Annotated in this window: 23 protein-coding genes; 11 read left to right on the forward strand and 12 right to left on the reverse strand. The window is 62.3% G+C overall.

Going from position 1 to position 19,002, the window contains the following annotated elements:
* Positions 1-6 precede the first annotated feature (6 nt).
* The 8 genes from AC0L2P_RS07270 to coaD form a co-directional block, all read right to left on the reverse strand.
* Positions 7-732: an SDR family NAD(P)-dependent oxidoreductase gene (locus AC0L2P_RS07270; RefSeq protein WP_473500532.1), complete on the reverse strand. Its 726-nt coding sequence runs from the start codon at positions 730-732 to the stop codon at positions 7-9.
* 61 nt (positions 733-793) lie between these two features.
* A complete protein-coding gene (gene tgt, locus AC0L2P_RS07275) occupies positions 794-1,924 on the reverse strand; it encodes a tRNA guanosine(34) transglycosylase Tgt (protein WP_473500533.1) in 1,131 nt (376 codons plus the stop codon).
* 8 nt (positions 1,925-1,932) lie between these two features.
* Positions 1,933-2,202 carry a hypothetical protein gene (locus AC0L2P_RS07280; RefSeq protein ID WP_473500534.1) on the reverse strand — a complete coding sequence of 90 codons (270 nt, stop codon included), beginning with the start codon at positions 2,200-2,202 and terminating at the stop codon, positions 1,933-1,935.
* Positions 2,192-3,277 carry a tRNA preQ1(34) S-adenosylmethionine ribosyltransferase-isomerase QueA gene (gene queA, locus AC0L2P_RS07285; RefSeq protein ID WP_473500535.1) on the reverse strand — a complete coding sequence of 362 codons (1,086 nt, stop codon included), beginning with the start codon at positions 3,275-3,277 and terminating at the stop codon, positions 2,192-2,194. Before queA ends, AC0L2P_RS07280 begins: the two co-directional genes overlap by 11 nt.
* A 12-nt stretch (positions 3,278-3,289) precedes the next feature.
* On the reverse strand, positions 3,290-3,688 hold the full coding sequence (locus AC0L2P_RS07290) for a hypothetical protein (RefSeq protein WP_473500536.1): 399 nt from the start codon (positions 3,686-3,688) through the stop codon (positions 3,290-3,292).
* Positions 3,685-4,197 carry a peptidylprolyl isomerase gene (locus AC0L2P_RS07295; RefSeq protein ID WP_254817363.1) on the reverse strand — a complete coding sequence of 171 codons (513 nt, stop codon included), beginning with the start codon at positions 4,195-4,197 and terminating at the stop codon, positions 3,685-3,687. Before AC0L2P_RS07295 ends, AC0L2P_RS07290 begins: the two co-directional genes overlap by 4 nt.
* A 28-nt stretch (positions 4,198-4,225) precedes the next feature.
* Positions 4,226-4,816 carry a peptidylprolyl isomerase gene (locus tag AC0L2P_RS07300; protein WP_473500537.1) on the reverse strand — a complete coding sequence of 197 codons (591 nt, stop codon included), beginning with the start codon at positions 4,814-4,816 and terminating at the stop codon, positions 4,226-4,228.
* Positions 4,817-4,886: 70 nt separating this feature from the next.
* The gene (coaD, locus tag AC0L2P_RS07305; protein ID WP_473500538.1) at positions 4,887-5,387 is read right to left on the reverse strand and encodes a pantetheine-phosphate adenylyltransferase; all 501 of its coding nucleotides are present in this window, start codon (positions 5,385-5,387) and stop codon (positions 4,887-4,889) included.
* Between the two features lie 195 nt (positions 5,388-5,582).
* Here coaD and AC0L2P_RS07310 point away from each other — a divergent pair, with 195 nt between their 5' ends.
* Positions 5,583-5,735, forward strand: coding sequence for a hypothetical protein (locus tag AC0L2P_RS07310; RefSeq protein ID WP_473500539.1), 153 nt, complete (start codon positions 5,583-5,585; stop codon positions 5,733-5,735).
* A 56-nt stretch (positions 5,736-5,791) separates the two neighbouring features.
* On the opposite strand, the gene gyrA is transcribed toward AC0L2P_RS07310, so the two are convergent.
* Both gyrA and AC0L2P_RS07320 read right to left on the reverse strand, forming a co-directional pair.
* Complete coding sequence (gene gyrA / locus AC0L2P_RS07315) at positions 5,792-8,602, reverse strand: DNA gyrase subunit A (RefSeq protein ID WP_473500540.1); 2,811 nt, start codon at positions 8,600-8,602, stop codon at positions 5,792-5,794.
* 149 nt (positions 8,603-8,751) lie between these two features.
* Positions 8,752-9,579 carry a helix-turn-helix transcriptional regulator gene (locus AC0L2P_RS07320; protein ID WP_473500541.1) on the reverse strand — a complete coding sequence of 276 codons (828 nt, stop codon included), beginning with the start codon at positions 9,577-9,579 and terminating at the stop codon, positions 8,752-8,754.
* 85 nt (positions 9,580-9,664) lie between these two features.
* Between AC0L2P_RS07320 and AC0L2P_RS07325 the strand changes: the two genes are divergently transcribed.
* Together AC0L2P_RS07325 and AC0L2P_RS07330 are read left to right on the forward strand one after the other, a co-directional pair.
* Positions 9,665-10,192: a hypothetical protein gene (locus tag AC0L2P_RS07325; protein ID WP_473500542.1), complete on the forward strand. Its 528-nt coding sequence runs from the start codon at positions 9,665-9,667 to the stop codon at positions 10,190-10,192.
* A 74-nt stretch (positions 10,193-10,266) separates the two neighbouring features.
* Complete coding sequence (locus AC0L2P_RS07330; RefSeq protein ID WP_473500543.1) at positions 10,267-10,896, forward strand: MarC family protein; 630 nt, start codon at positions 10,267-10,269, stop codon at positions 10,894-10,896.
* A gap of 8 nt (positions 10,897-10,904) precedes the next feature.
* Here AC0L2P_RS07330 and AC0L2P_RS07335 read toward each other — a convergent pair whose 3' ends face one another.
* Both AC0L2P_RS07335 and AC0L2P_RS07340 read right to left on the reverse strand, forming a co-directional pair.
* Positions 10,905-11,330: an OsmC family protein gene (locus tag AC0L2P_RS07335; protein ID WP_473500544.1), complete on the reverse strand. Its 426-nt coding sequence runs from the start codon at positions 11,328-11,330 to the stop codon at positions 10,905-10,907.
* A gap of 124 nt (positions 11,331-11,454) precedes the next feature.
* Positions 11,455-11,967 carry a single-stranded DNA-binding protein gene (locus tag AC0L2P_RS07340; RefSeq protein ID WP_352448761.1) on the reverse strand — a complete coding sequence of 171 codons (513 nt, stop codon included), beginning with the start codon at positions 11,965-11,967 and terminating at the stop codon, positions 11,455-11,457.
* A gap of 273 nt (positions 11,968-12,240) precedes the next feature.
* Here AC0L2P_RS07340 and AC0L2P_RS07345 point away from each other — a divergent pair, with 273 nt between their 5' ends.
* The 8 genes from AC0L2P_RS07345 (at position 12,241) to AC0L2P_RS07380 (ending at position 18,988) form a co-directional block, all read left to right on the forward strand.
* A complete protein-coding gene (locus AC0L2P_RS07345; protein ID WP_473500629.1) occupies positions 12,241-12,567 on the forward strand; it encodes a cupin domain-containing protein in 327 nt (108 codons plus the stop codon).
* 80 nt (positions 12,568-12,647) lie between these two features.
* Entirely contained in the window at positions 12,648-12,962 is a 315-nt protein-coding gene (locus AC0L2P_RS07350) for an ArsR/SmtB family transcription factor (RefSeq protein ID WP_376704334.1), read from the forward strand.
* Positions 12,959-13,483 (forward strand): SRPBCC family protein, encoded by a 525-nt coding sequence (locus AC0L2P_RS07355; protein WP_473500545.1) that lies wholly within the window; start codon positions 12,959-12,961, stop codon positions 13,481-13,483. Before AC0L2P_RS07350 ends, AC0L2P_RS07355 begins: the two co-directional genes overlap by 4 nt.
* 26 nt (positions 13,484-13,509) lie before the next feature.
* Positions 13,510-14,115 carry an ATP-dependent Clp protease proteolytic subunit gene (locus tag AC0L2P_RS07360; RefSeq protein ID WP_473500546.1) on the forward strand — a complete coding sequence of 202 codons (606 nt, stop codon included), beginning with the start codon at positions 13,510-13,512 and terminating at the stop codon, positions 14,113-14,115.
* Positions 14,112-14,498 carry a hypothetical protein gene (locus AC0L2P_RS07365; RefSeq protein ID WP_473500547.1) on the forward strand — a complete coding sequence of 129 codons (387 nt, stop codon included), beginning with the start codon at positions 14,112-14,114 and terminating at the stop codon, positions 14,496-14,498. Before AC0L2P_RS07360 ends, AC0L2P_RS07365 begins: the two co-directional genes overlap by 4 nt.
* A gap of 691 nt (positions 14,499-15,189) precedes the next feature.
* On the forward strand, positions 15,190-18,111 hold the full coding sequence (gene uvrA / locus AC0L2P_RS07370; RefSeq protein ID WP_473500548.1) for an excinuclease ABC subunit UvrA: 2,922 nt from the start codon (positions 15,190-15,192) through the stop codon (positions 18,109-18,111).
* On the forward strand, positions 18,111-18,521 hold the full coding sequence (locus AC0L2P_RS07375) for a DUF302 domain-containing protein (RefSeq protein WP_473500630.1): 411 nt from the start codon (positions 18,111-18,113) through the stop codon (positions 18,519-18,521). Before uvrA ends, AC0L2P_RS07375 begins: the two co-directional genes overlap by 1 nt.
* The gene (locus AC0L2P_RS07380) at positions 18,518-18,988 is read left to right on the forward strand and encodes a GNAT family N-acetyltransferase (RefSeq protein WP_473500549.1); all 471 of its coding nucleotides are present in this window, start codon (positions 18,518-18,520) and stop codon (positions 18,986-18,988) included. The genes AC0L2P_RS07375 and AC0L2P_RS07380 overlap by 4 nt, the downstream gene beginning before the upstream one ends.
* Positions 18,989-19,002 lie beyond the last annotated feature (14 nt).

Here is a 19,002-nt window from a genome sequence, read left to right on the forward strand (position 1 = left end):
CGTGCGTCAATGTCGCGCCCTGCCCCCCGACATGTCGAACACCGCGCCGGTATTGAAGCTCGAGGCATCGCAACAGAGCCAGAGGACCAGCGCCGCGACCTCCTCCGCCGCCCCAAGCCGCTTGAGCGGACTGGCCCCAATCATCTCGCTGACGACCTCGTTGCCGAGACGCCGGATAAGATCGGTATCGATCGGTCCGGGCGCGACGCAGTTGACGCGAATGTCGGTATCGCAGACCTCACGCGACAAGGCTTTGGTGAAGGCAATGATGCCTGCGCTCGCCGCCGAATAGGCCGCTAGGTTCGGCAATCCTTCCTTGCCGGCGAGCGATCCCATGTTGACGATGCGGCCGCGGCCGCTCTTGCGCATGACCGGCAATACCTGATGCGTGACCTCGAACGTCCCGACGAGATTGACCCCGATGATGCGTTGCCACTCGGCCGGATCGAAGGCCTCGAAGCCAAGGTAAGGACCAAGATAGCCCGCATTGTTGACGAGAATATCGATCTGGCCCGTACTGGCGACGACTTCGCCGAGGGCATTGCTTATGTCCTGCGTCTTGGTCACGTCGACGGTCTGGCTGCGGGTTTCATCATTCGGCGCAGGATCGGCGTCCCATATCCAGACGTCGGCTCCCGACCTTACCAACTGCGTGGCCACGGCCCTGCCGATGCCCCTTGAGCCACCGGTAACGATCGCCGTCTTGCCGGCAAAGTCGTATGTAACGGTCATGGCTGATCCCCGCAGCGGAACTCTGCTCCCGGGCAGGCAGTCCGTCAATCGCGGGGACGCGCTAGACGGCCGGAATATCGCCTCGCGCCCAGCCCTCTGATATCTCCGCCGCGCGCGCCTCGAAGGTCTGCGCGTCGATCGCGGCACGGATGTCCTGCATCAGCTGCTGATAATAGGACAGATTGTTCCAGGTCAGCAGCATCGCCCCAAGCGCCTCTTGCGAGCGCACCAGATGGTGCAAATAGGCGCGCGAATAGTCGCGTGCCGCCGGGCAGTCGCTTTCCTCATCGAGCGGGCGCGGATCGTCGGTGTGACGGGCGTTGCGCAGATTGACCTTGCCGCGCCGTGTATAGGCAAGGCCATGCCGCCCTGCCCGCGTCGGCATCACGCAGTCGAACATGTCGATGCCGCGCGCCACCGACTTTAAGATGTCGTCCGGCGTACCAACACCCATCAGGTACCGCGGCCGGTCAGCCGGCAGCTCCGGGCAAGTGATGTCGAGCATCTCCAGCATCACCGCTTGCGGCTCGCCGACGGCCAACCCGCCGATCGCATACCCCTTCAGCTCCATTGCCTTCAGCGCCCGCGCCGAGCGCAGCCGCAAATCCGGCACGTCGCCGCCTTGCACAATGCCGAACATCGCTTTGCCGGGCTGCTCGCCGAATGCCGTCTTGCAGCGCTCGCCCCAGCGCAGCGACAACTCCATGGCGCGCTCGATCTCGTTCTGCTTGGCCGGCAGCGCCGTGCATTCGTCGAGCTGCATCTGGATGTCGGAATCGAGTAGCCCCTGGATCTCGATCGAACGCTCCGGCGACATCTCGTAGGCGCCGCCGTCGATATGCGAGCGAAAGGTCACGCCATTCTCGGTCAGTTTCCGCAGCTTCGATAGCGACATCACCTGGAAGCCGCCGCTGTCGGTGAGGATCGGGTACGGCCAGCGGGCGAATTCATGCAGGCCGCCGAGCCGCGCCACGCGCTCCGCGCCGGGCCTCAGCATCAGGTGGTAGGTATTGCCAAGGATGATGTCCGAGCCGAGGCCGCGCACCTGATCCATATACATGGCCTTCACCGTGCCGCCCGTGCCGACCGGCATGAAGGCGGGCGTGCGGATTTCGCCGCGTGGCATGGTGATTGCGCCACGCCGTGCCCTGCCGTCGGTCGCCAGCACGTTAAAGGTGAATGCGTTAGTCATCGAATTCCCTAACCGTCGAACTCCTTGTCGAATACCGGCGCGTCCGGAGCCTGCTTGTCGAGTGATTGCCGGTAGCGGATGCAGCCGCGCATGAATTTCGGCCACGGCGGCACGGCAATCGCCGGCTCCGTCTTTTCGGGCAAAAGCGACCACAGGTCGGGATGGTGCCAGCACAGATCATGGCCGGTGGCGTCGCGATGTTGGCGGATGCCGGCGCGCAGTTTCCTGATCTCGGCGATCAAGGCTTCGCGGTCGAAGGTTTCCATGTCATCGTCCATGATTATCCTCCCTGAACAGAAGACTTGCGTCTCCATAGGAATAGAACCTGTAGCGGTTCTCGATGGCATGCGCATAGGCCGCGCGCATCGTCTGCAAACCGCAGAATGCCGAAACCAGCATGAACAGCGTCGAACGCGGCAGATGGAAATTGGTCATCAATATGTCGGCGGTCTTGAAGCGATAGCCGGGGGTGATGAAGATGTCGGTCGGGCCCGACCATGCGCCCAGCCTGCCGTCCTCGCCAGCCGCGCTCTCCAATAAGCGCAGCGATGTCGTGCCGACGGCGACGATGCGCCCTCCTCTTGCTTTCGCCGCATTCAGCGCCTCGGCGGTTTCCAGGCTGACCGAACCCGTTTCGGCATGCATCTTGTGGTCGGCGGTGTCGTCCGCCTTCACCGGCAAAAACGTGCCGGCGCCGACATGCAGCGTGACGAAATGGCGCTCGATGCCCTTGGCGTCGAGCGCGGCAAACAACTCCGGGGTGAAATGCAGCCCTGCCGTCGGCGCGGCGACGGCGCCCTCCTCCCTGGCATAAATGGTCTGGTAGTCGCTGCGGTCGCGTTCGTCGTCGTCACGCCTGGAGGCGATGTAGGGCGGCAGCGGGATGTGGCCGACGGCGTGCAGCGCCTCGTCGAGGAACGGACCTGACAGGTCGAAGCCGAGCAGCACCTCGCCGCCTTCCCCCTTGTCGATCACCGTCGCGTCGAGCTGGCCGAGAAAGCAGGAATTCGCGTCATGACCGAAATGGATGCGATCGCCGGCGGCGACGCGCTTGCCCGGACGCATGAAGGCGAGCCAGCGGTCGGGCGCCATCCGCATATGCAGCGTGGCTTCGACCTGCGCCGTCGCCTCGCCGCGTCGCCTGATGCCCTTCAGCTGCGCCGGAATGACCTTGGTGTCGTTGAAGACCAGCACATCACCGGCCTTGAGCAGGGACGGCAGGTCGCGCACCGTCCGGTCCTTGAGCCCCTCACCCGGCCTGACCACCAGCATTCTGGCGCTGTCGCGCGGCGCGGCTGGGCGAAGCGCGATGCGCTCGTCCGGCAGATCGAAGTCGAAAAGATCGACGCGCAAGAAATCCCCGCCTCAAGGTTCCGGGCAGGTCACCGCCCAGGCGCCGACACCGTCTATGCTCAATGTGCCGCCCATCGCGAAACTGGACTGCTCGCTGGCCTTGATCAGCCGCAATTTGGCGATGATCGAGCTGAGGCCCTCGTCGGTGAGGTCGATAAGCATACGCCCGTCGTCTTCGAATGCCTGCCCGACGATTACTTTGGTTGAATCCGGCTGGCCGTCCGTGGTCCATGTCTTGCCGCCGGCATCCAGCCAAACCCGCGCCACCGCAATGACGGCCGTGTGTCCCATCAAAACGTCGATCGATGCCGCGCCGCCCTCGGCGCTGCAAACGATCGATTCCGTCGCCAGCGCCGGAGTGGCCGCCGCGACGAGCACAAATGCGATAGCCGCGACAGCCCGGCCGGTCATTTCACGTCTGCCGCTACCTTGAGCGACACGATCTTGTCGGGATCCTGCACCGGTTCGCCGCGCTTGATCTTGTCGACATTGTCCATGCCTTCGATAACTTGGCCCCATACCGTGTATTGGCGGTTGAGGAAGGCGGCATCGTCGAAGCAGATGAAGAACTGCGAATTGGCCGAGTTCGGGTTCTGCGAGCGCGCCATCGAGCAGGTGCCGCGGCCGTGATTGGCGTTGGAGAACTCGGCCTTCAGATCGGGCTTGTCGGAACCGCCAGTGCCGGCGCGCGACGGCGCGAAAGACGGCTTGTTGGAATTGCCGAACTTGACGTCGCCGGTCTGCGCCATGAAGCCGTCGATGACGCGGTGGAAGACCACGCCGTCATAGGCGCCCTCGCGCGCCAGCTCCTTGATACGGCCGACATGGCCGGGCGCCAGGTCTGGAAACAATTCGATGACGACCTTGCCCTTGGTCGTGTCCATGATAAGCGCGTTCTCGCGGTCCTTGATCTCGGCCATGTCAGAAATATCCTTTTGAAACTTGGGTCTACTTGCCGTCGGCGGCGATACGCACCTTGATCATGCGATCGGGGTCGGTCACCGTCCCGTTCTGCGCCTCGTCGCCTTTCTTGATGTGGTCCACCAGTTCCATGCCGCTGACCACGTTGCCGACCATGGTGTACTGGCCATCGAGCGGCGGTGCCGGCGCGAACATGATGAAGAATTGCGAATTGGCGGAATTCGGATCGTCGGAGCGCGCCATGCCGACCACGCCGCGCTGATAGTGTTCCGTGCTGGAGAATTCGGCCGGCAGGTCAGGAAGATCGGAGCCGCCGGTGCCGACGGCGTCGGCATTGAAGCCGCTCTTCATGTTGCCGAACTTGACGTCGCCGGTCTGTGCCATGAAGCCGTCGATGACGCGGTGAAAGGCGACGTTGTCGTAGGCGCCCTGGCGCACCAGCTTTTTGATCTGCGCGACGTGCTTCGGCGCAAGGTCGGGCCTCAGCGCGATGGTCACATCGCCGTCCTTCAGCGTTACGATCATGGTGTTTTCAGGATCGGCGGCAAAGGCCGACACGGAGGCGGTCACAAGACCGGCAAGCATGGCAAGCACAAAGGCAAGCTTTTTCAGCTGCATGGGATCTTTCTCCGAATATCTTCGTTCATGCATGTCGTTACCCCAAGCCGGCCTTTTGGGCGGCATGCGTTTATTTCGCGAATTTGACGGTGAGCGCGCCGGCTACGGCCGCCGGCACGAAGGGGCGGATGTTGCCTCCCATCGAAGCTATCTGGCGCACAAGTGTGGCGGTAATGGTGCGCACTGAAGGGCTGGCGGGCAGGAAAACCGTCTGCAGCTCCGGCGCCATGGTCTCGTTCATGCCGGCCATCTGCATCTCATAGTCGAGATCGGTGCCGTCGCGCAGGCCGCGGATCATGATCGAGGCGCCATGCTTCCTGGCCGCATCGATGACCAACCCGTCGAAGGCGACAACTTTGATACGCGCACCGTCGCTGCCGAATTCCGCCTTCGTTGCGGTTTCGATCAGATTGACCCGTTCCTCGAAGGAAAACAACGGCTTCTTGCCGGGATGGATGCCGATCGCCGCATAGATTGTATCCGCCACGGCCAGCGACGCCTTCAGCACGTCGAGATGGCCGTTGGTCAGCGGGTCGAAAGAGCCGGCATAAAGGGCGATGCGTTCGGTCATGGCAGGTGCTTCTAGCGAGCCTCTCTCCTAAAGGCAAATGCGATCGCCAGCTCGCCCCATGAACCTTTTGGCCGACGTGAACGACAGATGAATGTGCCGCTCACAACGGCGTCACGCAGTGTTCACCAAGCTGCAGCTGCAGAAGATGAAACCAAACACCCATCTAATCGTTGTTAGGCGCAGGAGAACACGCACATGCTGATCTACATGCTCGCCACCGCAATGACCGTCGCCATGCTGATCGCTACCGTATTCGGGTTGCATCAGGAAGCACAGCGTGTCCGCGCCAAGGCTAATACCAAGCGGTTCGAAGGCTTCGGCAACCGCAAGCCTTATCGCAACTTGTAGCTTGCGAGGGTTTCTTCGCAACGCCGGCCGATAGGGCTGGCGCCGTCGTGGCAAACTCACTCGACGGTGGTATCAGGCTCCCCACCTTCGGTACCGGCAACAGCGCCACCTTCAACCTCAACACTCTCTTCTATCTCCTCGTCCGCCTGCGGCTCTGAAATCCGCTCCACCGAAACGACCTTCTCGCCCTCCGCGGTATTGAAGATGGTAACGCCCTTGGTGGCGCGGCTGGCGAAACGAATACCGTTGACCGGGACGCGAATGACGGTGCCGCCATCCGAAACCAGCATGATCTGATCGTCATTGCCGACCGGGAAGGTCGCCACCAGGCGGCCGATTTCGGCCGTTTTCGACACGTCGGTGGCACGAATACCCTTGCCGCCACGGCCGGTCAGACGGAAATCGTAGGACGACGAACGCTTGCCGTAGCCATATTCGGTCACCGTCAGCACGAACTGCTCATGTGCCTTGAGGAATTCGTAGCGCTCGTCGGAAAGCTCCGCCTCTTCGCCGACCTCTTCATTGGTGAGCTGGATTTCCTCCTCCTCGCCGGCCGCAATGTCGGCGGCGAGCCGGCGTTCGGCCACCACCCGCTTGAGGTAGGCAGCACGCTCCGCCGGCGGCGCATCGACATGCTCGATCACCGCCATCGAGATCACCCGGTCGCCATCGGCCATCGCAATGCCGCGCACGCCGACCGAATTGCGGCTCTGGAAGACGCGTACGTCGCTGACCGGAAAGCGGATGCATTGGCCGGAACTTGCCGTCAAAAGCACGTCATCATTGTCGGTGCAGGTCTCGACGCCGAGGATCTCGTCGCCTTCCTCGTCCAGCTTCATGGCAATCTTGCCGTTGCGGTTCACCTGGACGAAGTCCGAAAGCTTGTTGCGGCGCACGGTGCCGCGCGTGGTGGCAAACATGACGTCGAGCTCGCCCCAGCTCGTCTCATCCTCCGGCAGCGGCATGATGGTGGTGATGCGCTCGCCCTGTTCGAGCGGCAGCATATTGATCAGCGCCTTGCCGCGCGATTGCGGGTTGCCGATCGGCAGGCGCCACACCTTTTCCTTGTAGACGATGCCCCGCGAGGAGAAGAACAGTACCGGCGTGTGCGTGTTGGCGACGAACAGCCGGGTGACGAAATCCTCTTCCTTGGTCGACATGCCGGAGCGGCCCTTGCCGCCGCGGCGCTGCGCCCGGTAGAGTGATAGTGGCACGCGCTTGATATAGCCGGAGTGGCTGACCGTGACGACCATGTCCTCGCGCTGGATCAGGTCCTCGTCTTCCATGTCCGCCCCGCCCTCGGCGAGCTCGGTGCGGCGCGGTGTGCCGAACTCGTCGCGCACTGCGACGAGCTCGTCCTTGACGATCTGCTGGATGCGGGCGCGGGACGACAGGATGTCCAGGTAGTCCTTGATCTCGTCGCCGATCGTGTTCAGCTCGTCGGCGATCTCGTCGCGGCCGAGCGCGGTCAGGCGCTGCAGGCGCAGTTCGAGGATGGCGCGCGCCTGCTCCTCGGAGAGATTGTAGGTGCCGTCCTCGTTGATGCGATGGCGCGGGTCGTCGATCAAAAGAATCAGCGATTCCACGTCGCCCGAAGGCCAGCGCCGCTCCATCAACTGCTCGCGCGCCGTCTGCGGGTCCGGGGCGCTGCGGATCAGCTTGATGACTTCATCGATGTTGGCAACAGCGATGGCAAGGCCGACCAGCACATGGGCGCGGTCGCGCGCCTTGCGCAGCAGGAATTTCGTGCGCCGGCTGATCACCTCTTCACGGAAGCCGACGAACGCCTTCAGCATGTCGGTCAGCGTCAGCAATTCCGGCTTGCCGCCGTTCAGCGCCACCATATTGGCGCCAAAGGATGTCTGCAGCGGTGTGAAGCGGTAGAGCTGATTGAGAATGACGTCGGGGACGGCGTCGCGCTTGAGTTCGATGACCACGCGGTAGCCCTGACGGTCACTTTCGTCGCGAATGTCGGAAATGCCTTCGATGCGCTTCTCGCGCACCAGCTCGGCCATCTTCTCGATCATCGACGCCTTGTTCACCTGGTAGGGGACCTCGGTGATGACGATCGATTCACGGTCGTTACCTCGCGCCTCGATGTTGACGCGGCCGCGCATGGCGATCGAACCGCGGCCGGTCGAATAGGCGCCGTAGATGCCGGAGCGGCCAAGCACGATGCCCCCGGTCGGGAAATCGGGTCCAGGAACGATTTCCATCAGCGCCGGCAGGTCGATCGCCGGATTGTCGATAAGGGCAATGGCGCCGTTGCAGACCTCGCCCAGATTGTGCGGCGGGATGTTGGTGGCCATGCCCACGGCGATACCGCCGGAGCCGTTGACCAACAGGTTCGGGAAGCGCGCCGGCAGGACTTTCGGTTCGCTGCCCGAGGCATCGTAAGTGTCCTGGAAATCGACGGTGTCCTTGTCGATGTCTTCCAGCAACTCATGCGCGACCTTGGTCAGCCGCGATTCCGTGTAGCGCATAGCCGCCGGCGGATCGCCATCGATCGAGCCGAAATTGCCCTGCCCGTCGATCAGCGGCACGCGCAGCGACCAGTCCTGCGCCATGCGCACCAAGGCGTCATAGATCGAAGCGTCGCCATGCGGATGGTATTTACCCATCACATCGGCAACCGGGCGCGCCGATTTCACATATTTGCGGTTCCAGTGGTAACCGCTCTCATAGGCGGCGTAGAGGATGCGGCGATGCACCGGCTTGAGGCCGTCGCGCACGTCCGGCAGCGCGCGGCTAACGATGACGCTCATAGCGTAATCGAGATAGGAACGCTGCATCTCCTCGATGATGGATATCGGCTCGATGCCGGTGGGGCCGCCGTCGGCGCCGCGCGGTGTCTTTTGGTCGGTCAAATCGGATCACAATCTAATCAGGAATCACTTGGTGCTTATATAGGAAGCCGACCCGAAACTCCAATAATCGCGGCAGTTTTCCAGTGTGGTTTTTAGCGGCAAATTCAAAAGGATACACCAATTGCGACGATATGGCCGTGGCACCCTTTTCACGAGCGTCGCCGGCGGGCGCGATAGGTGCCCGGCGTCTCGCGCATCAGCCGCCGGAAACGGCGGTTGAAGGTCGATAGATCGTTGAATCCCGCCGCAAAGGCGATCGCCGAAATCGCCTGATCCGACGTCCGCAGCCGCACGGCTGCCCTGTGCAGCCGCGTTCTCAGCAGGAATTGGTAGGGCGTCATGCCGGCGACGTGCCGGAAGGTGCGCAGGAAATGGTAAGGGCTGGTGGCGGTCTCGTCGGCAAGTTCGGCAAGCGAAATCGGCCGGTCGGCATCGACTTCAATGCGCCGCACCGCTTCGGCGACACGCTTCTGGTCACGGCGGCTCGGCGCCCGTTCCCGATCCGTATTGCTGCTAGCCGCTGCCACGGATGCACCGGCAATGCGCAGGGCGAGTTCCTCGAACGCGCCGGTGTCGGCCATCTCGCGCGCCGTCTCCGCTTCGGCAAGCAGCGGCACCAGCGCCGGCAAGGGCGGCAGGCGCGGCGTGCCGAAATCGAGCGTCTTCGCGCCCGGCACGTCGGCGACGATCCGCTCCATATAGGCCGTTCCGAAATGGAAGGAGAGGCAGCGGTCGCCGGCGCCATGCTCGTGGCCGCATTCATAGCATGTGCCGGGATTGCCGAGCAGGAGTGCGCCCGGCGCCAGCATTGCCGTTCCCTGGCGCGCACGATAGCGGAAGGTGCCGCTGGTCACGGCGGCGACGCAGAAATCCCGATGCTCTTCCTCGAATGGGCTGTCGGCGGCGCTGGCGGTGCAGATGACATCCGACACCTGCCAGCCTCGGCCCGACGCCAGCCTATGCGCAATCGTCGTCATGAGGCGAAGATAGCAATTTTTCCCAAGCGCAGAACCCCTGTCGGGCTCTATGCTTGCGGTCTGCTGACACGACGAGAGCGAAGCCATGTCCAATTCCTTTGCCAAAGCGCTGCACAGCGATGGACCGGCCGATAATCTGGTAGAAAAACTGAACCTTTACGGCCGCTTCGTCGGCGCCTGGACGTTCGACGCCACGCGCTATCTCGAGGACGGTCAGGTGCTGACCGGGCGCGGTGAGGTGCATTTCGGCTGGGTGCTCGAAGGCCGCGCTGTCCAGGACGTATGGATCCTGCCTTCTCGTGACGCCGGCCCTTCGCCTTCGCTCGGCAAATGGACCTTCTACGGCACGACGTTGCGCGTCTACGACCCGGGCGTCGACGCCTGGCACATCTTCTGGAGCGATCCGCGCAACCAGTATTACAGCCGCCAGCTCGGCCGCGCCGAAGGTGACAACATCATCCAGGAAGGCGCTGACGGCACCGGCGCCTCGGTGCGCTGGAGCTTTTCCCGGATCACCGAAAATTCGTTCCGCTGGCTGGGCGAACGCTCGCACGACGACGGCGCCACCTGGCGTCTCGAAGTCGAGTTCCTGGCGCGACGGGCCAATCCCTGATCCGCACGGTTTCCACCGGGCCCGCTTTGCTCTACCAATCCCGCTATCCGGCATGTCCGGCGGGAGGGTCAGCGATGCCGAGCTTCGACAGCCTGTTCAATGCCTTCGTCACCATTCTCGTGACCATCGATCCGCCCGGCCTGGCGCCGCTCTTCCTCGCCGTGACCCGCGGCATGAACCGCGAGGAGCGCAACCAGGTCTCCGTGCGCGCTTCGATCATCGCTTTCCTGGTGATGGCGTTGTTTGCAATCGCCGGCGCGTCGATCCTGTCAGTGTTCGGGATCACCCTGCCGGCCTTCCGCGTCGCCGGCGGTTTTCTGCTGTTCTTCATCGCTTTCGAAATGGTGTTCGAGCGCCGGCAGGACCGTAAGGAGAAGATCGGCGACGTCGCCATCACCAGAGACATGATCCACAACATCGCCGCCTTCCCGCTGGCGATTCCGCTTATTGCGGGTCCCGGCGCGATTTCGGCGACGGTCCTGCTCTCAAGCTCGTTTCAGGGTCTTGGCGCGCAGACAGCACTTGTCGGCATCATCGCGATCTGCCTTGTCATCACTTACCTTGTGTTCGTGCTGTCAGAGCGCATCGACCGTATCCTCGGCCAAACCGGCCGTTCGATCCTGACCCGGCTGCTCGGCGTCATCCTGGCGGCGCTCGCCGTACAGTTCGTCGCCGACGGCATCAAGGCGCTGATGGCGACTTAGGAACTGCCCTACTTCGCTGTCGTTTCAATGACTTCGAAGTCGTGGGTAATCTCGGCAGTCTTGGCCATCATTGCCGAGGCCGAGCAGTATTTCTCGATCGAAAGCCCGATCGCCCGCTTCACTTTGTCGTGTGACAGCGCCCGGCCCTTGACGACAAAATGCATGTGGATGCGGGTGAACACCTTGGGATCGGCTTCTGCACGGTCGGCATCGAGTTCTACCACACAATCTTCAACTGCCTCGCGCCCCTTTTCCAGGATATGGACCACGTCATAGGCCGAGCAGCCGCCGGTGCCGATCAGCACCAGTTCCATTGGGCTCGGCCCCGGCGTCTTGCCCTCCGGCCCGAACGCAGTGCCTAGCACCAGCTTGTGCCCACTGGCGGACTCGCCAACGAAAGTGCGCTCCTCGACCCATTTGATCCTTGCTTTCACCTGATACGTCCTTTCACCGCTCAAACGCACAACGTCCCGAAAATCCAGGACAGATTTTCAGGACGCCAATTCGTGGCCAAGGTGCTGGCGCTTTTCGCCGTAAGGGCAGTCCGCCCCGAAAAAATCAGAACGGGATTTCGTCGTCCAGCTCGCGTGACGAACCACCGCCGCCGCCCTTGTTGGCGCCACCGCGATTGAAACTTTCGCCCGGGCCGGACTGGCCGAAATCGGAACCGCGGCTCGCACCACCACCAGCATAGTTGCCGACCTGGCCGCCGCCCTCGCCCCGTGCATCGAGCATCTGCAGCTCGCCGCGGAATTTCTGCAACACGATTTCGGTCGTATAGCGGTCATTGCCGGTCTGGTCCTGCCATTTGCGCGTCTGCAGCTGGCCCTCGACATAGACCTTCATGCCCTTCTTCAGATACTGCTCGGCCACCTTGGCGATCTGGTCGTTGAAGATCACGACATTGTGCCACTCGGTCTTTTCCTTGCGCTCTCCGGATGTCTTGTCGCGCCAGCTTTCCGACGTCGCGATGCGAATGTTGACGACCGGGTCACCCGAATTCAGGCGGCGGATTTCAGGGTCCGCCCCGAGGTTGCCCACCAGAATGACCTTATTGACGCTACCCGCCATGACACTTCTCCGCGCTCATCCGAAACCAAATTTTTTGTCGCCGCACCTTACAGGCCATGGATAATCCCTGCCTGCCGTCGCTGCCTTTTCCCACAAGGTTTTTGTTCTCTTTTCGTTCTAGGTTAAAGACCCCGCACTGTCAATAGATGTCAGTAACAAGTAATGTCTTGTCGTCGAATTTCCACGAACCCTGAGATCGAGGCGAAGTCAATGAAGATGGTTGCGCATGACGATCAGCCGCAAGAAGAATGGCGGGCGGGAGTAAAGACCCGAATGCATGTGTCGGCCCGCAACGGCGCAACTCAACTTTGCATATTCGAACAATGGGTCGAACCAGCCGTTGGCGCCCCGACACATTGGCACCCGGTCGAGGAAGTGCTTACCGTCATCGCCGGCAGGGCCGAGATGTGGATCGACGAAGAGCATGTCGTCTTGACTGCCGGACAGTCGCTTGTTGTTGCCGCGCACAGGCAACATGGCTTCCGAAACGTCGGCTCCCAAATACTTCATATTCACGCCGTGCTCGCGTCACCAGTTTTCGAGGCGACGTTCAACGGATCCCCCGACACGTTGAGACGCTGGCTTCCGACGCGTTTGTAAAATCTCGCCCGTCGTAAAGACACCGCCTGTCTTAAAAACATGGCTTGCCAAACCGATAAGTGTCGACTTATGCTTTCGGAATGATCGAAGCAGACATCTTTCGGGCACTGGCCGATCCAACGCGTCGCGCCGTCTATGAGCGGCTCGCCGATGGCGAGATGACGGTATCGGAACTGCGCACTGGCATGCCGGTATCGCAACCGGCGGTATCGCAGCATCTCGCCGTGCTGCGCGGCGCCGGCCTTGTGGTCGAGCGCCGGGCCGGCCGCAACGCCTATTACCGCGCCGATCCGAAGGGGCTTGCGCCGCTGCTCGGCTGGATCGAACGCTACCGTGCGTTCTGGCCCGAGCGCATCGAAAGGCTCAAGACGGTTTTGAAGGACATGGACCAATGACCAGCCGAGGCAACGAACGCGCGGAAATGACGGCAGACAAGATCGAGTTTGAGTGCGAGCTGCCCGAGCCGCCGGAAAAAGTGTGGCGGGCGCTGACGGTGCCGGACCTGCTCGCGGCCTGGATGATGCCGAACGACATTGAACCAAAGGTCGGCAACCGCTTTGCCTTTAAAGCGCCGAATGCGCCGATCGAGTGCGAAATCCTCGACGCGGATCCCGGTCGGCTGCTGCGCTATTCCTGGCGGGAGCGGCCAGCGCCCGGCAATACGCAAGTGCCGCCCGGCAGCCCGGTGGACAGCCCAATGAGCGATAGCCCAGTGGACAGCATCGTCACCTTTACGCTTGACCGCACTGTTTCCGGCGGCACGCATCTGCGCATCGTCCATGATGGTTTTGCTCGGGCAGCAGCGCCGGAGATCGCGATGGCAGGCGCCGGCTGCCGACTTTCGTTTGAAGCGCGCAATCCCGGGCATAAGCAGATCGCCGCAAAGACGCCGCGCCTCTTCCTGCGCGCGGCCTGAACGACAATAGTCAACGGAGACAAACGATGAGCGGCCTTGCCAATCTGGTCCCAATGGTGATCGAGCAGTCGAGCCGCGGCGAACGCGCCTTCGACATATTTTCGCGGCTGCTGCGCGAGCGCATCGTCTTCATTAACGGTCCGATCGACGATAGCACCTCGGCACTCGTCTGCGCCCAGCTTCTGTCGCTGGAATCCGATAATCCCGACAAGGAGGTTTCGCTCTACATCAACTCGCCGGGGGGCGTGGTGACCAGCGGTTTCGCCATCTACGACACGATGCAGTATATCAGCTGCCCGGTCTCCACCGTTTGTATGGGTTTCGCCGCCTCGATGGCCTCGTTCCTTTTGATGGCCGGCACGCCGGGGCGGCGCATCGCGCTACCCAACACCAGCATCGTGCTGCATCAGCCTCTCGGCGGCTTCCAGGGCCAAGCCTCCGACATCCAGCGCCACGCCGAGGGCATCCTTCGCACCAAGCGGCGCATGACCGATCTTTACGCCCACCATTGCGGCCGCACCTACGAAGAAGTGGAACGCACGCTCGACCGCGACTTTTTCATGACTGCGCAGGAAGCCAAGGATTGGGGCCTCGTCGACCATGTTTTTGATACTCGCAAGCAGGCCGCATGAACGATCAGTGCTGGCGGCCGGCGCTGAGGCGACTGAGCGCCAGCAATTTCAGCGCCGTCAGTGTGGTCTTGCCGCTACCGCGGCACTATAGTCGGGTGATGATCGCGAACCGTTCATCCGGCCTGTTACGCCTTGCTATCGCCACCATTGCCGGCACGAACATGCTGGTGGGCATGGCACTTGCCCAAGATAATTCGACATCTTCGCAACAGGGAGCCCTGCCCGGTGTGACCAGCGACTATCGCATCGCCGAGCCCGAGCCCGACGACGTGGTTCCAAGCAGCGGTAACGGCACGTTCAAGATCGGCGATACCGATGTTCGGATTTCCGGTAGCATAACCATCGATGTCGCTACCGGCGGGATCAGGCCCCCCAAACGCTAAGTTCGCCTGGTATGCACCACAAATGTGCGCTTCAAACGAACGGCCCCGCCATTGCTTGTGCAATTGACGGGGCTTCTTGGATCTAAAATCCAAATGCCGGGAGTTTCATGCCGGCCTTTTATTCGGATGCTTCGCGGCATTCAGCCGACGATCCGACTCGCAGTCTCTGATTGTTGTGGGATCGGCAGGTCAACGTTGGCAGGTAGCGCTAAACGCCTGACCTGGCTACTTATACCTGCCGCGGCTCCAACGACACGTGGAGCCTCAAGGGACTATCCGGTGGAGTCATGCCTCTGCTCTCCTGCTGTTCGTTGCGACTGTCGTCGAAGCGCTCATCGCATAACCCGCGGCGTCTCGCAGGCTAGCCCCAGGCCGCGACGCCATCGAAAGACGGCCGGCTTCGTTGACGTCTGGAGTCTGGCCCCATGGCGCAGAGACGTCAACCTTGAATAGCCGGTTACCGAAAAATGTGATCGCGAGACGCTTTGTGAAGCCGGCTGTACGGGCAGCTTTTGTCAGGAGCGTGTTCGGCCTTTGTTCTTTCCGCTTGCCCGTTCGCGCGAAAGACGGTTAAACGCTCTAGTCGAGAGTTGTGGCGTCTCTCGAAAAGGCGACGAAATTACCTACATAGGGGGTGGTCGGGAAAACCCGCCCATCCCATGAATTCCAGATTCTGAGGCGGCGACCGGCGATGGCCGACCATAAATTCCTCTCCATTCGCGGGGCACGCGAACACAATCTGAAGAATGTCGACCTCGACCTGCCGCGTGACAGCCTGATCGTCATGACCGGGCTGTCGGGGTCGGGCAAGTCGTCGCTCGCCTTCGACACCATCTACGCCGAGGGCCAGCGCCGCTATGTCGAGAGCCTTTCGGCCTATGCACGGCAATTCCTCGAAATGATGCAGAAGCCGGACGTCGACCAGATCGACGGCCTGTCGCCAGCCATCTCCATCGAGCAGAAGACCACCTCGAAGAACCCACGTTCGACTGTCGGCACCGTCACCGAGATCTACGACTATATGCGGCTTTTGTTCGCCCGCGTCGGTGTACCCTATTCACCAGCCACCGGCCTGCCGATCGAGAGCCAGACGGTTTCGCAGATGGTTGACCGGGTGCTTGCAGTCGAGGAAGGCACCCGGCTGTTCATTCTGGCGCCGATGGTGCGCGGCCGCAAAGGCGAGTACCGCAAGGAACTGCTGGAGCTGCAGAAGAAGGGTTTTCAGCGCGTCAAGGTCGATGGCGTCTTCTACGAGATCGCCGACGTGCCGGCGCTGGACAAGAAGTACAAACATGACATCGACGTCGTCGTCGACCGCATCGTCGTGCGCGGCGATCTGGCAACGCGGCTCGCCGATTCCATCGAGACCGCGCTGAAGCTTGCCGACGGACTGGCGGTAGCGGAATTTGCCGACAAGCCGCTCGACGCCAGCCAGACCGGCGAGGATTCGGTCAACAAATCGAAGAACGAGACGCATGAACGCATGCTGTTCTCGGAAAAATTCGCCTGCCCGGTGTCCGGTTTCACCATTCCCGAGATCGAGCCCAGGCTGTTCTCCTTCAACAATCCGTTCGGCGCCTGCCCGACCTGCGACGGGCTCGGCAGCCAACGCGCCATCGATGCCAGCCTGGTCGTGCCCGACGAGAATGTCTCGCTGCGCGCTGGCGCCGTCAGCCCGTGGGCGAAGTCGACCTCGCCCTATTATGCGCAAACGCTGGAAGCGCTGGGCGTTGCCTATGGCTTCAAGCTCGGCGACAAGTTCAAGGATCTGAGCGAGGAGGCAAAGCAAGCCGTCCTGCACGGCACCGGCGAGCGCGAAATCACGTTCCATTATGATGACGGCCTGCGCTCCTACAAGACGACGAAAACCTTCGAGGGCGTCATTCCCAACCTCGAGCGTCGCTGGAAAGAAACCGAATCCGCCTGGATGCGCGAGGAGATCGAGCGCTTCATGTCGGCCACACCCTGCCCGGCCTGCCGCGGCTATCGCCTGAAGCCCGAGGCGCTCGCGGTCAAAATCGCCGGCAAGCACATTGGCGAGGTCACGGAGCTGTCGATCCGCAAGGCCGACCAGTGGTTCACTGACCTGCCCGCTTCGCTCAACGACAAGCAGAACGAGATCGCGGTGCGCGTGCTCAAGGAAATCCGCGAGCGGCTGCGCTTCCTCAACGATGTCGGTCTCGACTATCTGACGCTGTCGCGCAACTCCGGCACACTGTCGGGTGGCGAGAGCCAGCGCATCCGTCTTGCCTCGCAGATCGGCTCCGGCCTGACCGGCGTGCTTTACGTGCTGGACGAGCCGTCGATCGGTCTGCACCAGCGCGACAACGCCCGCCTGCTCGACACGCTGAAGCATCTGCGCGACATCGGCAACACGGTCATCGTCGTCGAGCATGACGAGGACGCCATCCTGCATGCCGACTACGTTGTCGATATCGGCCCGGCTGCCGGCATCCATGGCGGCCACATCATCGCCCAGGGCACGCCGCAGCAGATCATGGCTACCCCCGCCTCGATCACCGGCAAATATCTGTCAGGCGAACTCGAAGTGGCGACGCCGGCCGTGCGGCGCGAGCCCAAGAAGAACCGTCGGCTAAAGGTCGTCGGCGCGCGCGGCAACAATCTGAAGAACGTCACAGCCGAAATCCCGCTCGGCACGTTTACCGCCGTTACCGGCGTGTCCGGCGGCGGCAAGTCGACCTTCCTGATCGAGACCCTGTTCAAGGCGGCGTCACGCCGTATCATGGGCTCGCGCGAGCATCCGGCCGAGCACGACCGCATCGAGGGGCTGGAATTCCTCGACAAGGTCATCGACATCGACCAGTCGCCGATCGGGCGCACCCCGCGCTCCAACCCCGCCACCTATACCGGCGCCTTCACGCCGATCCGCGACTGGTTCGCCGGGCTGCCGGAGGCCAAGGCGCGCGGCTACCAGCCGGGGCGCTTTTCGTTCAACGTCAAGGGCGGCCGCTGCGAGGCCTGCCAGGGCGACGGCGTCATCAAGATCGAGATGCACTTCCTGCCCGACGTCTACGTCACCTGCGACGTCTGCCACGGCAAGCGTTACAACCGCGAGACGCTGGACGTCCTGTTTAAGGGCAAGTCGATCGCCGACGTTCTCGACATGACAGTCGAGGAAGGCGTCGATTTCTTCGCCGCCGTGCCCGGCGTGCGCGACAAGCTGGAGACGCTCAAGCGGGTCGGCCTCGGCTACATCCACGTTGGCCAGCAGGCAACGACTTTGTCGGGCGGCGAGGCGCAGCGCATCAAGCTTGCCAAGGAACTGTCGCGCAAGGCGACAGGCAAGACGCTCTACATCCTGGACGAGCCTACGACCGGTCTGCATTTCCACGACGTCGCCAAGCTGCTTGAAGTCCTGCACGAGCTGGTTGACCAGGGCAACACGGTCGTCGTCATCGAGCACAATCTAGAGGTGATCAAGACCGCTGACTGGGTTCTCGATCTTGGCCCGGAAGGGGGCGACGGTGGCGGCGAGTTGGTGGCGTCCGGCACGCCTGAGGACATCGTTCGCGAAAAACGCAGCTATACGGGGCAGTTCCTGAGGGAGTTGCTGGAGCGGCGCCCCGGAGGCAAGCGCGAAGCGGCGGAGTGATGACAAAGAACGGTCTCATCACGGTCCAAAGCCACTTCGGCGTGACCGAAACCATCGATCGCCTGGTCGAGACTGTGGAACGTGCAGGATTGCTGGTCTTCGCCCGCATTGATCACGCCGCTGGTGCGCGCAGTGACGAAACATTACTGCGTCCAACCCAGCTCCTGATTTTCGGCAATCCGAAAGGCGGTACGCCACTGATGCAGGACCGGCAGCTTGCCGGTATCGATCTGCCGGTCAAGGCACTGGCTTGGGAGGACGAGCAAGGCAAGGTCTGGCTCTCCTACAATAACGCACACTGGCTGGCGGAACGCCACGGCTTGGGCGACGCCAGTCGCAATGCCGTCGCCGCGATCGCCGCGGGCATGGACAAGGTGATTGCGGCCGCTGCCGGCGCGGGCCAGTTTTGATCATGAGAGCCGCTCGGGCCGATGATCTCCCCACGGTGGTCTCGCTCACCACCGACGCCTACGCGCCCTACACTGCCCTGTTCGGAGCGCCGCCGATCCCGGTCACCGAAGACTATGCGCCGCGTATCGAACGCGGCGAAGTCTGGTTTTCGGAGCAGGACGGACAGCCGGCTGGCCTGATCGTTCTCGAACGGCACGATTACCACACAATGATCTTCAGCGTCGCCGTTGCGCCCGCCTTTCAAGGCAAGGGTTTCGGCATAGCGCTGCTCGATTGGGCGGAGCAACAGACCCGCCTGTGGAGCTTGCCTGAAATCCGGCTCTACACCAATGCCAGAATGGAACGGAACGTTTCGTTGTATAAGGCCTACGGCTTTCGCGAAACGGGTCGCCGGCCCAATCCATATCGGCCAGGATGGACGGTCGTCGACATGGCGAAGCCCGTCGAGACGACCGCCATCGCCTGATCCTTTTCTGAAAA

The sequence above is a fragment of the Mesorhizobium sp. WSM4836 genome (genome assembly GCF_055811815.1).